Annotated in this window: 16 protein-coding genes; 1 reads left to right on the forward strand and 15 read right to left on the reverse strand. The window is 31.5% G+C overall.

Annotation, left to right across the window (positions count from 1 at the left end; all coding sequences use genetic code 11):
* Window positions 1-37: 37 nt before the first annotated feature.
* Window positions 38-529 carry a type II toxin-antitoxin system PemK/MazF family toxin gene (locus CIB29_RS11345; RefSeq protein ID WP_242965198.1) on the reverse strand — a complete coding sequence of 164 codons (492 nt, stop codon included), beginning with the start codon at window positions 527-529 and terminating at the stop codon, window positions 38-40.
* A 15-nt stretch (window positions 530-544) separates the two neighbouring features.
* Window positions 545-739 carry a hypothetical protein gene (locus CIB29_RS11350; protein ID WP_094549765.1) on the reverse strand — a complete coding sequence of 65 codons (195 nt, stop codon included), beginning with the start codon at window positions 737-739 and terminating at the stop codon, window positions 545-547.
* A gap of 236 nt (window positions 740-975) precedes the next feature.
* On the opposite strand from CIB29_RS11350, the gene CIB29_RS11355 reads away from it, so the two are divergent.
* Entirely contained in the window at window positions 976-1,272 is a 297-nt protein-coding gene (locus CIB29_RS11355; protein WP_094549767.1) for a hypothetical protein, read from the forward strand.
* A gap of 55 nt (window positions 1,273-1,327) precedes the next feature.
* Here CIB29_RS11355 and CIB29_RS11360 read toward each other — a convergent pair whose 3' ends face one another.
* The 13 genes from CIB29_RS11360 to CIB29_RS11420 form a co-directional block, all read right to left on the reverse strand.
* Window positions 1,328-1,603: a hypothetical protein gene (locus tag CIB29_RS11360; RefSeq protein WP_094549769.1), complete on the reverse strand. Its 276-nt coding sequence runs from the start codon at window positions 1,601-1,603 to the stop codon at window positions 1,328-1,330.
* 154 nt (window positions 1,604-1,757) lie between these two features.
* On the reverse strand, window positions 1,758-2,480 hold the full coding sequence (locus CIB29_RS11365; RefSeq protein ID WP_094549771.1) for a DUF1444 family protein: 723 nt from the start codon (window positions 2,478-2,480) through the stop codon (window positions 1,758-1,760).
* Between the two features lie 54 nt (window positions 2,481-2,534).
* Window positions 2,535-2,750 (reverse strand): hypothetical protein, encoded by a 216-nt coding sequence (locus CIB29_RS11370; protein WP_198543851.1) that lies wholly within the window; start codon window positions 2,748-2,750, stop codon window positions 2,535-2,537.
* A 141-nt stretch (window positions 2,751-2,891) separates the two neighbouring features.
* Window positions 2,892-3,407, reverse strand: a complete 516-nt coding sequence (locus CIB29_RS11375; RefSeq protein WP_094549774.1) for a hypothetical protein — start codon at window positions 3,405-3,407, stop codon at window positions 2,892-2,894.
* 640 nt (window positions 3,408-4,047) lie between these two features.
* A complete protein-coding gene (locus CIB29_RS11380) occupies window positions 4,048-4,629 on the reverse strand; it encodes a DUF7686 domain-containing protein (protein ID WP_094549776.1) in 582 nt (193 codons plus the stop codon).
* Window positions 4,630-4,671: 42 nt separating this feature from the next.
* Window positions 4,672-5,562, reverse strand: coding sequence for an ADP-ribosylglycohydrolase family protein (locus CIB29_RS11385; protein WP_094549777.1), 891 nt, complete (start codon window positions 5,560-5,562; stop codon window positions 4,672-4,674).
* 33 nt (window positions 5,563-5,595) lie between these two features.
* Window positions 5,596-6,039: a DUF3908 family protein gene (locus tag CIB29_RS11390; protein ID WP_094549779.1), complete on the reverse strand. Its 444-nt coding sequence runs from the start codon at window positions 6,037-6,039 to the stop codon at window positions 5,596-5,598.
* 25 nt (window positions 6,040-6,064) lie between these two features.
* Window positions 6,065-7,039, reverse strand: coding sequence for a toll/interleukin-1 receptor domain-containing protein (locus CIB29_RS11395; RefSeq protein WP_094549781.1), 975 nt, complete (start codon window positions 7,037-7,039; stop codon window positions 6,065-6,067).
* 152 nt (window positions 7,040-7,191) lie between these two features.
* Entirely contained in the window at window positions 7,192-7,806 is a 615-nt protein-coding gene (locus CIB29_RS11400) for a hypothetical protein (RefSeq protein ID WP_198543852.1), read from the reverse strand.
* Window positions 7,807-7,884: 78 nt separating this feature from the next.
* Window positions 7,885-8,199, reverse strand: a complete 315-nt coding sequence (locus CIB29_RS11405) for a hypothetical protein (protein WP_094549785.1) — start codon at window positions 8,197-8,199, stop codon at window positions 7,885-7,887.
* A 16-nt stretch (window positions 8,200-8,215) separates the two neighbouring features.
* The gene (locus tag CIB29_RS11410; RefSeq protein WP_094549787.1) at window positions 8,216-10,363 is read right to left on the reverse strand and encodes a DEAD/DEAH box helicase; all 2,148 of its coding nucleotides are present in this window, start codon (window positions 10,361-10,363) and stop codon (window positions 8,216-8,218) included.
* A gap of 11 nt (window positions 10,364-10,374) precedes the next feature.
* Entirely contained in the window at window positions 10,375-11,655 is a 1,281-nt protein-coding gene (gene brxD, locus CIB29_RS11415; protein WP_094549789.1) for a BREX system ATP-binding protein BrxD, read from the reverse strand.
* Window positions 11,648-14,122, reverse strand: coding sequence for a PglZ domain-containing protein (locus CIB29_RS11420; protein ID WP_094549791.1), 2,475 nt, complete (start codon window positions 14,120-14,122; stop codon window positions 11,648-11,650). Before CIB29_RS11420 ends, brxD begins: the two co-directional genes overlap by 8 nt.
* Window positions 14,123-14,136 lie beyond the last annotated feature (14 nt).

Genomic DNA, 14,136 nt, shown 5'->3' on the forward strand with positions numbered 1-14,136 from the left:
TTAGTCCTTGGTTTTCTATCCTTTAATTTCGTTATAATTACTTCCTCGAGTATTTCCCCACATGCATATTTTCAATAGAATTTAGCAAATCTTGAATAACCTCATTAATAGACGCAAACAAATCATAGTTATAAAAAATTGCTTCATCTATATCCCTTGTGTTTACAACTTGTCCCATATACCAGTCTTCAAACAGTTCATCTTTTGATACAGTATATACCTGGTCAAGAAGTACAACACTATCCTTATCTAAGAAAGGGTAATCCTTTTTATATAATGGTGCGTGATAAGGATATTTTAATTTTTGGGGTTGTATTATATTGCCATATGTATCTTTTTCTAAATAGTGTATCATGTCTGAAACTGGACAAATAATAACTCTGCTTGATTTAGGGTTATATCTGCTAATAATTATAAATGGTCTTGCCTTTTGTGAAGCAATCGAAGGGTCACTATTACCAGTTAAATCAAACCAGTGAATGCAACCCTTCTCAAAATGGGTACTCTTTTGTGGATTTTTCGGCAGCACTGGACAGGGCAAAACTTACTCACCCCTCCGCCTTTTAGTCATTTTATCGAAAATCTCTTTTTCATCATCTGTTTCTACATAATCTTTATCGATATCCGCATAAAACTTTCTTCTCTTAACGGGGTTGAATATCATATCAAGAGTGGAAACATCCTGCCGTTTAGGTATTTGATTTAATTTATAATCCTTAATACTAACTACCGTAGCCATTCTAAACAACCCCCTTCTTGTTTTTCTTATCCTTATGATATCACTTCCTTATGATTTTTTCAAGCATAATTCCAATTCTTAACTTCTATATATATTATGTCCACATTTATTTAATTGACACCTTACAAGGCAATTAAAATTTTTATTCTTTAAATAAAATTTTTGCACTGATTTTTTGATTTGTAATGTCCTTTTCTTTATAATACCTGAAAAATTTGTGCAAAGGAGCGATTATAATGATAAATTTAGAAATTTTGAGAATAGAGTTAAATTACCTCAAACAGGTTGTTGAGAAGGAATTAGGGAATAAGGATGTAAGGAAGTTAAGTGAAGCAATCGCAGCATTAGTCACTTGTTTCCTTTATCCTAATACCTATGATTCCTTATCCCTTTCTTACATTCAAATAGTAGAACAGTATCTATGTCAAGTTCAGCAAAAAATAGAACTCCATAAATACAAACTGTTACTTAACAACATCTCTACAATAATAACTTTTATGGAAAAAGTGAAATTTGAAATGCCTAAGTACTAATAAAATAAGGCTTTGTAGGATATATTCTCCTATCCCCAAAGCCTTTCCTTTTGTCCTAATTTTCCTGATTCCCTTGTCCCTTTTTTATAAATTCGTATAAATCAGTGTTATCCATCTTTCTAAAAGCAATAGCCTTTTCAATATTAGTTAAAACCACCTGATTCCCCTTAATTTCGCCAATCAAGGTGTAATGTGGGTCATCGGTGTATCCAATAATAAAATTCTTTGCTCCTTTTTCAATATTAATTGATTCCAATTGTTTTAAAATATTTTCCCTGACTAATTCATATTCATCAATAAGTTCATCACATTCAATTATAACCTTATTCATGTAAGGATTTCTCCCTTCCTATATACTATACGCTTTATTATATTGTAAAAACCTTAAACCTTTCAACCATATTCCAAAACACGTCTTTGGTAGTATCTAATACATATTTATGTTCTTTGTTCCTTATCCCCCTTATTTTATCCCTATACCCCTCTTAACACACCTTCGTATATATTCCATTCTTACGCCTGTATACCGCATCTGAAACCTTATTGGGGTCGGAATCTGTTTCTATCAAATATTTAAGTAATTCCTGATTATAATAACTAAACTTTGCAATAAAGATAGATGAATTGCCAGGAACTGCAATTAAGATATCATCTCCTACTTTACTTTGTATTTGTTTGTTAAATACCTTGGATAAAAGCAGCGAACTGGCATAATCGGTAGTATATCTTAGTGTATATACCTGCATTCCCTTATCTAAAGGCACGAGAGCAGCAGATATTTTATTTATATTTTCCTCAGCCTTTCGTTCAAGTAAACTAAAATCCACATCGTCATCAGTAGTGAAGAAACGAAAAGTTTCTCCCATGTCTGAAACAAACAAGATATCAATATCCAAAAAGGCTTTCTTTCTGTAAAACTGAACTTTTGAATTTATCCCAAAATCATGTCTTTTTAATATCGGGTATACATTAGCATAATCTACTTTAAATTTATATTTATTCAATATTTCAGAAGCAATTTTTACATATAATTCTTTTGTGTTACAGTAGTCAGTCATTTGATACTCTCTATACATACTGCCGAGCGGAAGTTCTACATAGGTTACTCCAGAGCCGAGATGAATTAAGTTTTCTCCTACTTTTACTTCTGGAAATACTTTCTTAAAATCATATGAAATTTTTTCTGTAAACTCCTGAAATGTGAGCATCTTGTCATCCCCTTAAAACGGTTTACTTGTTACTCTAATATCAAAGCATTTTAATTATGTCTGACACTTAATTCTAACAATGTAGTAAATTCCCCAGTCAATCATAGCCTCGTCAATAACAATTTGATACCTACAATTTTTGAAAACACCTTTCCCAAAGTGTTTGATATACGTAAATAAATTTATCTGTTTCAAAAACTCACTGTTTTCATTGATACTACTATCGCTGCAATACTCTACCATTAATTGCCTGTTAACCACTAAAATCAAATCTTCCATAACCCCTATATTTGACTCTCCCTCTTTACCTTCCTCATATTATCCACCAAATATAAAAAAGGCATATCTTCCTTAGGCCTCATTCCAGTTGCAACTGGCCGTAAAGGAGATATGCCCTCCATCAGTATCTTTCTAGTAAATAATTATCCTGCGATATATTAAGTCCTCTACCTTATTAGAAATGTCATATTTCCTTAGGTAGTCTTCCACATCCTGCACTATCCAAATGCTTTCAGAAGCCTCTTTCAATATGCTTCTGTCCATTGATGGTATGTAGGTAAATATATCTTCTACAATACCATCCATACAAATTTGTGTAAAACATATAGTTTCAGGTCTTAAGTACATTCCACAACTGAAGTATCCTTCTGCATATGGAACATTTCCTTTTTTATATAACTGTCCTTTACCATGAGCGTGAACTCCTTTTATTCCCCCTATATATTTAACATCTCCATTTTTATAGGGTATTACCACGGTTGGAAACCATCTTACACAAAACTCACTATTAAACTTTCTACATGATTGAAAAAATTCTAATTGCTCACGTGTTAATCTAATACCTACGCCATCCCTACGTTTTACACAATCGTCTGTTAATACTTTGTTAATCCCTGGTACCTTATTACCTATTTCTTTTTTTATCATCTGAATCTCTCCTTTAAAAATTATGTTTTCAATTAATATGGAGCCAAATGCTCTCATATGTATTTTTAGTTCAAGGAGAGTTGTTTCTATCGATAGGTCAGGATTACTAAGGATACATTATTGTCTCTCTATCATGTCAAGACCGTGAAAGATTTAATTGTCAAGGTTCTAAGTTTTTATAGCATATAAAATAATGATAGAAAAATATTACCACAATTTTCTTTAATATACAAGATTTCCAGAAGAATTTGTTATAAAAATGTAATATTTCTTAGTAATGGGTCATATATTAGGCTATTTTCTATTTATAACCCTATAAACTATTATATAAAATCATTTTTTGAGCAAATACATTAAATATATATAGTTTATGGAGTTCACACCCTAAAACAGCATAATTTGTAGGTTAAAAAAATAAAGCCCTGTACATTTTGTTGCTTGACTGCTAAAATCCCAATATCCTTTCTAATCGGTCATAATATTAAATACTCCATTTTATCAAAATCAATATCATCTACTCACATTTCAGCCCTACATTTGTTGGGTGAGTAAGAAAATATATTCTCATTTTGTATACCCTTATTCTACGATACACTTATAGATAGATGTAATCTATTTATTAATCCTATGTATATCATATCTAATCTGTAGGTTCTATAATCTCTAACTTAAAGTTCCATCCTTCACAAGACATCATCATCCTACCGAATTCTTCTAGGCTGTATTCCTGACCGTCTATGATAAATTTGGGTGTTCTATCATCATATCTATCATCCCATTCAATACGTCCTTCTACTATATTACCTTTAAAAGAAATAAGTTCATGTCCTTGAAATACTTCTCTTTTTATGAACTTTTGTGATAATCCTTTTCTTATCTTTTTATAAAGCCTTTTTAAGGCATAATTTGAATCTTCTTCAAAATCCTGATGTACCTCAAAGGAATATCCTATTTTATCTACCCCTGTAAACTCTACCGCTTCCCAACAAATACCTGTTGGATGAATTTTCTTTCTTATTTGAAAGCAGTGTTCTATTCCATCACAATCTTTAAAAGTTGCTTCTTTCTTAAAATTCTTATAGTCTTCAACTCCTAAAGCATCAGCCATATATCTGTTATAGCAGTCTTCACATATAGACTGGGGCGGCTCACCTTCTTTTATAGTTAATACTACCATGCCATACCCGCTAGAGTCTTTTCCACACCATTGACATCTATTCATGCAAATTCTCTCCTTAAAATCACCTTGAATTACCCTTGATTCCTATACTTTCCTATTACCCTTTATTATCCTCTTTGCAATAGAAGTTAACTGCTCTTTTACCAATATCTTTCCCTTCCACCTGTCAGGGATAGCATCATAGCCATAGTACACCCCAGCCATTCCTCCTGTAATAGCGGCTATAGTGTCTGCATCTCCACCAAGGTTGGCTGCTTGGCATACGGCATCCTCAAAGGATGAGGTGTTAATAAAACACCATAATGCACATATCAAAGTATCAAACACATATCCCGTTGGCTTCAATTCATCTTTTGATAACTGGAATACCTGCTTATATTCTGGATACTTTTCTATGTACTCTCTTATACAAGGCACTTTAGGCTTACCATTGAGATACTGGTAAACTAACAGATTATAAAACTGGCAGGCATCCGTTGCTTTCTGGTCATAATGGGTAAGCAGGCTTTGTGAAGCAGTTATCTCCAGCATTTTTTCAGCGTCATTATAATATAACGCAACTGGCAAGCATCTCATAAGTGAACCATTCCCAGCACTCATACCACCTGTTGTCTGATGGGCGTAGTAGGCTGTTTTCATCCAGTCACTGCTTCGTTTATACTCGCTAAGTGCAATTCGGATAATGTTGCCTATGTCCTTGGGTTTACTATCATACCATTTAATAAAGTGTTTTCCGATATCTCCGATAGGATTCTCTGGGTTGTCCAGGATGCCTTCTGCGACAGCAATAGTCATCATAGTATCGTCCGTCACTTCTCCAGGTGCTAAATCCCAACAGCCTCCACCTATAATATCCTTTAAATATCCATATTTCCTTTTAATCTCATCCTTTGAGATGAATTCCAGCGTTCCGCCAAGGGCATCTCCACAGGCAACGCCAAAAAGCCCTCCGAGTATGCGTTCATATCTATCCATGAAACACACTTCCTTTAAACTCAGTATCTATGATTATTTATTTGTGCAAAAGTATTTTGCAATGCTGCATATTGCTTCATCAAATTTATATTTCCAACCCTCATCTGTATCCTCTTTGCTGTTAAATGTAATTTCTTCTACCTTTTCTTCAAAAAGCAAAGTTAACCTATAGTCGCCATAATCATCTAAAGGACATTCATAAGTAACACTCTTAATTTTGTTTATATTAAAATATTCTATAACTATATGCTTATCACCATTAATCGAAACTTTAATAAATTTGTTGTTCTTTAAGACAAAATATAACTGTAAAGTTTTTTCATCAACAAATAAGTATTTTGGATAAAAATATAATATATCATTCTCATCAATTACTTGTGAAACTTTTTCAAACATACTTGCATATTTACGGTCGGTATTATTGTTGTAACGGTTGTTATAAAAGTAATCCTTAATTTCTTTAAAATCTACATTCATCTTAAATCACCTCATTTTTTATGAGTTAATGGTTTAAATATTGAACAATTTGTTTCCATATTTCAGCGGCAATTCCGTATGCATCACTCGCATTACTTCCCGTCATAAAATTCATTGTCATTTTTAATTTTAAATCTTTAGTTTTAGTTACTTCACATTCAACTACATCATTAAACGAATTATCGCTATCAATATTAAATCTTCCATATGACAAATAAATATTTTGATTTTTACCACTAAATAAATTTCCAAGCCAAATCTTAACTGCATACTTTTCCATACCGTTAATATAAAATCTCAATATAGTCTTTTGATTATGTACAATATCTTTATCGTAATCAAAATTATTATTCTTTTGTTTGGTCTGTTCCGCAAATTCGTATAAAAGCGATAATATTTTAGAGTAACTTTGTTTCATAAATTTGTTTTTATCCAAATCCGTTATTTCTTTAAAATTGGGAATTATATTAGTAATTTCGTTTACTGTCCTATCATAAATAATTTTCTTTGATTTCAATTTGGGTTTGGCTCCTACCTTTGGTACATCAATTACATCTACCTGATAAATCCTATGCAGTAATTCATCAAACTTAATATCAAATTGGTCATCATGTGAAAAGTCAATGAAATGAAACCCTTCCAAATAAAATGGAACAGCCTTTCTATAGTCTCCCTTATGCCTCATTATTAGAATTATCTTATCTGGATTATCTTTTATATATCGTATTAATAAATTTGTCTCATAGCCAACTCCGCCCTGGAAGGTGTCTGCTTTCTTAGCATAGTTTTCAGTAAGAATAAGTAAGATATTATCACTATTTTTTATTTTTTCTATCATCATCCTATTCAAATTAACAGTCTTACTTTGCGTTTCAAATTTATCAATCGTTGCATCAACACCGTTTTCCCTTAATTTAGCCGCTAAAACTGTTACCCAGTTTTCGTGTTCCTCACTATCCCAACTATAACTGATAAATACCGAAGGATGTTCTTTGGACATTTTTATCCCCTTTCATTATATTGTTGTTTTTCAAAACTTTACTCTAAGCATAGTTCTTGAATTATGATTTTACAATCATTATCAATAATCAGTTAAAACTAATACTCTATTCCTAACATTCCCCTAGTTCTCCTCTTTGCTCAGTTATGCAGTTAATTAACATTACTTCTTTTCAACAAGTTCCCTTCAATTATCTTTCTATCACTTCCATAAATCCAGTAATCAATGTTGCTGGTTTCCCACGGGTAATATTCATTTCTTCTTTTTAAACGGTCCAAAACAGTATCCCCCAAATCTGCCTTTCTCTTTTCAATAGAAACAAATGCAATCGGGATATCTTTACTTATGGCATATTCTTTTGCATCATGCCAATTATGCTTATACTTGTTTTCACCATTTGTATAATTGAGCATAACCAATAGGCCAAAAGCAATCCCATCATAATTTTTCGTGTTTTCCAAATAGGCTGCAATTGAATCTATCTTCTCTAAATATTTAACAACTGTTGTTTCTACTTCAACTACTATAAAAGGCTTATCTCCTTTACATAATAGAATATCTGCGTTCTTTTGTCCTTTTCTTCCCTTGCCAACAAAAGGAGATGGGGCTCCATCCAACACAGAATGGTCAGAGGACTTTTTAATCCATTCGCTTGACAAAAACCCTATAACAGAACTGTGAGAACTGCCGTACATTCTGGTGATAATACCCCAATAAAACATCCTGATAAAATTTTCTATAGAAGCAGAAATCATACTGTTCACCATTCATTTTCTTAAAACTATTCCCTTGTTATTGGCCATAGCACTACTGAGTTTATTCACACATTTAATTGCTGATGTATCCTATTTTACATCAAATCCCTGTTTTTTTAATCTCCTTACCATTTCTTCTTTTCCAGCGCAGTGAAGCATCTCTTCCCAAGTCTTAAATTTTGTTTTCTCACGAACCACTTTATCAAGTTCTTCTTGAGCAAGATTGTCATAATCCTCTTGAGTGTTTACTTCAAATCCTCCAAATTTAAAGAATTCCTCTATACTACTGAAATCCGTATACTTCTTCATGAAATCCTTATTGAATAATTCATTAAAATTTGCACGGCCATCTGCTTTTTTTACTTTCTTTTCAAGTTCTTTTAATTGTTTCTCAATACTGTTCATAGAGACCCCTCCCTGTTTAATAATAGATTTTTAATATCTTAATTTGATTTTCTTTAATAAATTCCTTTGTTTTCTCAAGGTCATAAATATAATCAAACAACTGTTTTCTTCTTAATTCCTGCGGTAAATATCTTTGAAATTTTGATGTAGTAATATCAGGTACTCTTTCAATTAATTCTGTTATTTTGTCTTCCTCAAAGTAGTTTGGATTAGTTCTAATCTTATTTATTTCTTCCGATATAATATCAAAATTGATTTTAAATTCTTTATCTCTGCATCGAAGTTTAAATCCCTTCCAAGTTACTCCTACAATATCATAATATCTATTAATTAAAGATAATACTGTTGCCAACGTATAATTTACTCTATTCCCCGCATATGTATAAAAAATATAATCGTTTTTGCTTTCTTCAATAAGTATTTTACCTCTTTCTAATCCAAAACTTCTTTCTTCATAACGAATTTCATCTAACAAATCAAGTTCCGTCTTATTTAAGAAATTGTATGCCTCATTTGACGTTAGTACATTTAAATACTCTTGAGCCAATTCAAATGATACAAAACCACCTTCAGACATCCATTTTGGAGGTCGTGCATATTCGGCTTCAATAACATATAAAATACCTCTATCATAGTCAATTTTATCTGTTTGCCAGCACCTGCCTGCAAGCACAAACTGAAAATTATCCCCTAATGCATTTACAAACCATCTTTCTAAACTTCCTATAGGACGATTTTTATATTTAACTGTAAACTCTTTATTAGTATCAAAAGCAGAGTATAAGGTTATAAAATTCCTTGCCCCAAACTTTTTTTCTGTTTCAGTATCAATAAATATCTTTCCTCTTTCATACATCAAATACTTGTTCTCCACCATATGCTTAATTAAAAACATAAAATCTTCTTTAGATACTTCTGAAAATGAGTATATATTTTTAAATAATTCATAAATGGATTCCAAGTCAGTTCCCATAGTTGATAAGGTAATTGCCAATATTTGTTGAAACAGTATATCATAAGCCTTTCTTACAAGATAAACATCTTCTACCCATCCTCTAATTGCTAAATTCAATATTGCAATTGAGAAAACAAGTTTCTCCTTATCGGTAGGGAAAAACACAAAATGTGCAATACTGTTCTCCCTTCTTCCCGTTCTACCAAGTCTCTGCAAGAAAGAAGATACGGAATTAGGTGAATCTAACTGCAAAACAATATCAAGGTCTCCTATATCTATACCAAGTTCCAGTGTACTTGTTGCTATTATAGCAGTATTATTGCCTATCTTAAATTTTTCTTCTGCAATTTCTCTAAAATATTTATTAATAGAAGAATGATGCACATGACAATCTATACCACTACCTTCAATAAGCAGTTTTAATTCTTCTGCTGCTGTTCTGCTATTTGAAAAGAACAGTGCTTTTTTCCCAAAAATCCTTTTCGCAATCTCCTTCTGAAAATCATCTTTTGTCTCATCCACATACTTTATTTCAATTTTTTTAGGTTTCTTTTCTTTTGGAGGATTAATTACTATTCCTTCCCTAGTACTGCTTCCCTGCATCCACTTTAAAATTTCATGCGGATTTCCTACTGTTGCAGAAAGACCTATTCGTTGTATATCGAATTTTGAAAATGATTGTATTCTTTCAACAACAGCCATAAGATGGATACCTCTTTCACTATCCGCAAATGCATGTATCTCATCTATTACTATAAATCTTATATTTTTAAATAGTTCCTTTTTATCAACTTTTTGGCTCATCAAAATCACTTCAAGGGACTCAGGGGTAATCATTAAAATTTGAGAAGGATTTTTATAGAACTTTCTCTTTTCGCTACTTTCTACATCCCCATGCCACTTAAAAACATCCGAATATATAAAAGAAGAAAGTTTTTTCAGCCTTTCTTCCTGATTATTTAATAGTGCTTTTATAGGTGATACATAAATTACGGATATAGGTTCTAATTTCTCTGAATATACTACGTTTAGTACTGGTAAAAAAGCGGCTTCTGTTTTACCTCCGGCAGTAGGTGCAAGAATAATAGCATTTTTACCACTTATAATTTCAGGGAAACTCAACTCTTGCACCGGCGTTAGATTTCTCCACCCCAATTTTGTTACAATTCCATTTTTAATTGGCTCACATAAGAGATTAAAGTTACTCATATTCCTACCACCTAAAAGTTAACTATGTGTGCAGTTTCCTTTTCTACTTCAACTGCTTTATTTATTAATTCATCATTAAATTTAAACTGCTCTTCAGGTATATAGTCATCATACATCTGTGCCTTGTCTAATATATCAACAAAAACCCTTAAATAACCTCTTGGACCTACCTTAATTTCTCCTCCAAAGCCTGAAGTCACTTCCTTGACAAGTTTCTCAATAAAATGCTCTGTAATTTTTAACTCTGGGTTCCAATTATAAACTTGTCCATGTATCTGCTTTACTTTTTGGGATATCTGAATTAATTTATCGTTATTAAATTTCTCAAGATAAATTAATGGTTGTCTTAAATTTCTATGTTTTTCATCTTTTTCTACTTTTACTCTTTGATAAATAGGTTCATAACTCTTAAAACCCTTCTCACTTTCCATCAACTCGTCAGTACCAGTATACAGAAAATAGCAGTTTGGAAATCCATTTCTATCTGTTTCATCAATGAAAAGCCTTAAATTTTCATATGCTTGGTCTCTCATATCTTTTCGTGGTAGTTTTTGCACCGTTTCAACTTCATCTAATATTATCACAAGGCCTTCATATCCTGTGCTTTTTATCATATGAAGCAATGCCCTGAAAAACTCAAATGAGTTCTCTCTTTTTACAGAACCAGTTACACCAAGTTTTCTCTTTATTTCTATGCCTATATTCTCACCTTTTAACCACCCTACTGCAGCCTGGGCTAATATAGTATCGCCTTTATATTTAGCATTATAAAATGCCCGTATGGAGTTAGCAAATGAAGATGCTATTGAACCTACAACAAGCAACTCCTCATTTATCTTCTTGTCCATAGCCTTTTTAAACTCTTCCTCATTGTCTTCAGGTGATATTCCTTCAATTGCTGAAACTTTATCCTCCAAATCTAAAAGCCATTCTTCAAGGATTATAGAAAAAGCAGGTATTTTCTTATTATCTGCTACTCTTAATCCCCCCATTATTTTTCTATATAATTCTTCAAAGTTATGTAACGGGGCTTCAGATGATATGACAACAGAAGATACAACAAAATTCTTGCTAAATGCCATTTCTCTAACTGCCGTACTAAAAAATGTTTTACCTGAACCATAATCACCTATAATAAATTTAAATGCACTTTTATCTTTTCTTACATATTCCAACTGACTTTCAATCTCTTTTAATTCTTCATCAATGCCAACGGCAATATATTCTGTTCCTTCCGCTGGAACTGTGCCATTTCGAAGTGCATTTATTATATCTTTAAGAACTTCACTCATTCCATCCACCTCCAAAGAGATTTTCAGTATTAATTTTATAAACAATAAACTCCCCTGCTGATGTTGTATCTATTATTTTAATTCCTGCCCCTTGCAATTTCTTTATAAATCTTCTCAACATACCATCAATCAATCCTGCATTCCCAAATTGATTCTTAAATATTTTTTCAATATCTTTTGTATTAAGAGAATTAAATCTATATAAATTGGTTAAAAATACATGTTCTTTATCATTAATTTTGAATGGCAATTTCAATTTTTTGCCATCATGAAAGATTACTGTTTCTCCGGTACTATCTATTGTTTTAGTTACTGTATACGAAGTAAACTTACTACTTGGTAATGGCCTGGCATATATAAAAGGAATAATTACTTCTTCAATACTGCACCCACCATGACTGTAAAAATCCTTTTCTCCTCCACCAATGAAATATCCTCTGTTAGTATAGGATAATATATAGTTATCAAGTGTTATACCATCTTCAAGTTCTATATAGTGTTTTGATTCTAAAAATCTTGGTTTCACAGTTGTTAAGCCATCTACATCTTTAATATTTATATATTCATCTACACGCATCATGCCGTGGTCTGCTGCTATTACTACACTTGCATTATCAGGTATCTTGTTAATAAGTGTCTTTATACTATTTTCAAAAACTTTTTCCTGCTTAGCATAAAACAAATATAAATCCTCTGTAGCCCTATGCCCGTCTTTATCAAACATATTATATATAAAAATATTAATCTTTTTATCTAGGAGCAAGTTCCCTTCGATATCATCCTGCTTTAAATAAGATTCAGATTTAGTCACATAAGTTACATTCTCTTTATTATTATCTATAATATTCCTGTATATGGCTTCTCTAGATATCGCTGTAATAGACGGCAAAAGTGAAAAAGATGATTTAATACTTGTTTCACGGTTTAACAAAATATCTTTAAAATACTTATAAACTACATTAATCCATGCATCATATCTCATTCCATCAAAAATAATGATAAATATTTTATCATCTTTCAAATCTACTATTTTCTCAATATCGCTGCTTAATATTGGTCTCGACGGTCCATAATCAGATGATATCCAGGACTTATAATTTTTAATATAAAATTCCGCAAAAGTTTTTCTAAACTTGTTTAAAAGATTGCTAATTCTTCTATCTAAAGCAGCATATCTCCCCTTCTCGATTATATTCCATTCGTCAGAAAATCTAATTTTACTTAGTAGATACTGTAAATTTGACAGTTTATCTCTATATAAGTCCACCCAATCCGTATATAGATTTAAACTAGTGATTCTAACAGAATCTTTTTCAATTGATTCTACTAGAGACATAAGTTCAACAAAATCATTAAAAAAACTCTTAACCTTATTTGTATTTTCAGTAGTATAAGGTATATCTTTTAGTGTTTCCTTTACTTCCTGAAGATTTTCCAAGCCGTATTTAAAAACTTTTTTTAGTCCTTCAATATTAAACTCCTTTATTATATTTCTAATCCCATCTAAAACGCAAATATAAGAAGTAATATTTTCTTTAATAAATTGTATGTGGTTCTGTTCTACAGAATACAGGTCTATTCCTGAATCCAATACCCACTTTTCCGCTCTATCTTTCATAGAGACAAATAATTTCTTGTCTTTCTTTTCGATAATCTTAACCTGTGTAACCAAGTCTTTATAATATCTTTCAAAGGCCTCTACTTTGACAAATTCTAATCCTATAACCTTTTTGACATTGTCTCCATTTAATTTATTAAAAAAATCTAATATGTAGCAAGTCCACATCAGTTTCTCGAATTCATTAAATACCCCTTGATTAATCACGCTGTGCATGAGTTCTCCGCCATTATCATAAAAGACTTTACAAAGTAATTCTTTTATATCTGTTGCATAATTCTTTTGATTGATTCCACCATGCAATTCTATTATATTTTTATAAAATATATAACAATCAGCATCTCCATCAATCGATGTAGCATCCATGTCATATAAGGCAGATAGGACTATCCTATCCACCTCCTCCATGTTAATCATTTTCTTCTTGAACTTCTTTCTGTAGTGAATAAGTTCATTAAAAATATTTCTAACATCAGAAACACTGTAATGATTAATTCTTTCATGCCACAATAAATCTTCTTCTACAGTATCTAAAACATCTTTAATATCTATATTATTTACTCTTCCACCATCTGCTCTCTTAATAAAGTCTTGGAGTTTCTCTAGTAATCCTTCATTCTTGAGAGCAAATATATATCTATCCTCACATTTATGTTTTATGTGTTCATAATAGGCTCTAAAGATTACATTCTCTTCAATAGATACTAATTTATATGGATAGATATAAACATTTATCTCATCACATCCATCCAAAACACCACTTTTATCAAGGTACATCATAAAGGGCTTTGAAAATGTAGTCTTTTTTTCTATAAACTTACCAAGATAATACTTATAACTATCCTCCATAATAGCCCTCCTTT

The organism is Petroclostridium xylanilyticum, assembly GCF_002252565.1.
Taxonomy (GTDB): Bacteria; Bacillota; Clostridia; order SK-Y3; family SK-Y3; genus Petroclostridium; species Petroclostridium xylanilyticum.

Bases quoted from the DNA above. Each gene is read 5' to 3' on its own strand.
- CIB29_RS11350 (WP_094549765.1), bottom strand. From the start codon at position 739: ATGGCTACGGTAGTTAGTATTAAGGATTATAAATTAAATCAAATACCT.
- CIB29_RS11355 (WP_094549767.1), top strand. From the start codon at position 976: ATGATAAATTTAGAAATTTTGAGAATAGAGTTAAATTACCTCAAACAG.
- CIB29_RS11360 (WP_094549769.1), bottom strand. From the start codon at position 1,603: ATGAATAAGGTTATAATTGAATGTGATGAACTTATTGATGAATATGAA.
- CIB29_RS11365 (WP_094549771.1), bottom strand. From the start codon at position 2,480: ATGCTCACATTTCAGGAGTTTACAGAAAAAATTTCATATGATTTTAAG.
- CIB29_RS11375 (WP_094549774.1), bottom strand. From the start codon at position 3,407: ATGATAAAAAAAGAAATAGGTAATAAGGTACCAGGGATTAACAAAGTA.
- CIB29_RS11380 (WP_094549776.1), bottom strand. From the start codon at position 4,629: ATGAATAGATGTCAATGGTGTGGAAAAGACTCTAGCGGGTATGGCATG.
- CIB29_RS11385 (WP_094549777.1), bottom strand. From the start codon at position 5,562: ATGGATAGATATGAACGCATACTCGGAGGGCTTTTTGGCGTTGCCTGT.
- CIB29_RS11390 (WP_094549779.1), bottom strand. From the start codon at position 6,039: ATGAATGTAGATTTTAAAGAAATTAAGGATTACTTTTATAACAACCGT.
- CIB29_RS11395 (WP_094549781.1), bottom strand. From the start codon at position 7,039: ATGTCCAAAGAACATCCTTCGGTATTTATCAGTTATAGTTGGGATAGT.
- CIB29_RS11400 (WP_198543852.1), bottom strand. From the start codon at position 7,806: ATGGTGAACAGTATGATTTCTGCTTCTATAGAAAATTTTATCAGGATG.
- CIB29_RS11405 (WP_094549785.1), bottom strand. From the start codon at position 8,199: ATGAACAGTATTGAGAAACAATTAAAAGAACTTGAAAAGAAAGTAAAA.
- CIB29_RS11410 (WP_094549787.1), bottom strand. From the start codon at position 10,363: ATGAGTAACTTTAATCTCTTATGTGAGCCAATTAAAAATGGAATTGTA.
- brxD (WP_094549789.1), bottom strand. From the start codon at position 11,655: ATGAGTGAAGTTCTTAAAGATATAATAAATGCACTTCGAAATGGCACA.
- CIB29_RS11420 (WP_094549791.1), bottom strand. From the start codon at position 14,122: ATGGAGGATAGTTATAAGTATTATCTTGGTAAGTTTATAGAAAAAAAG.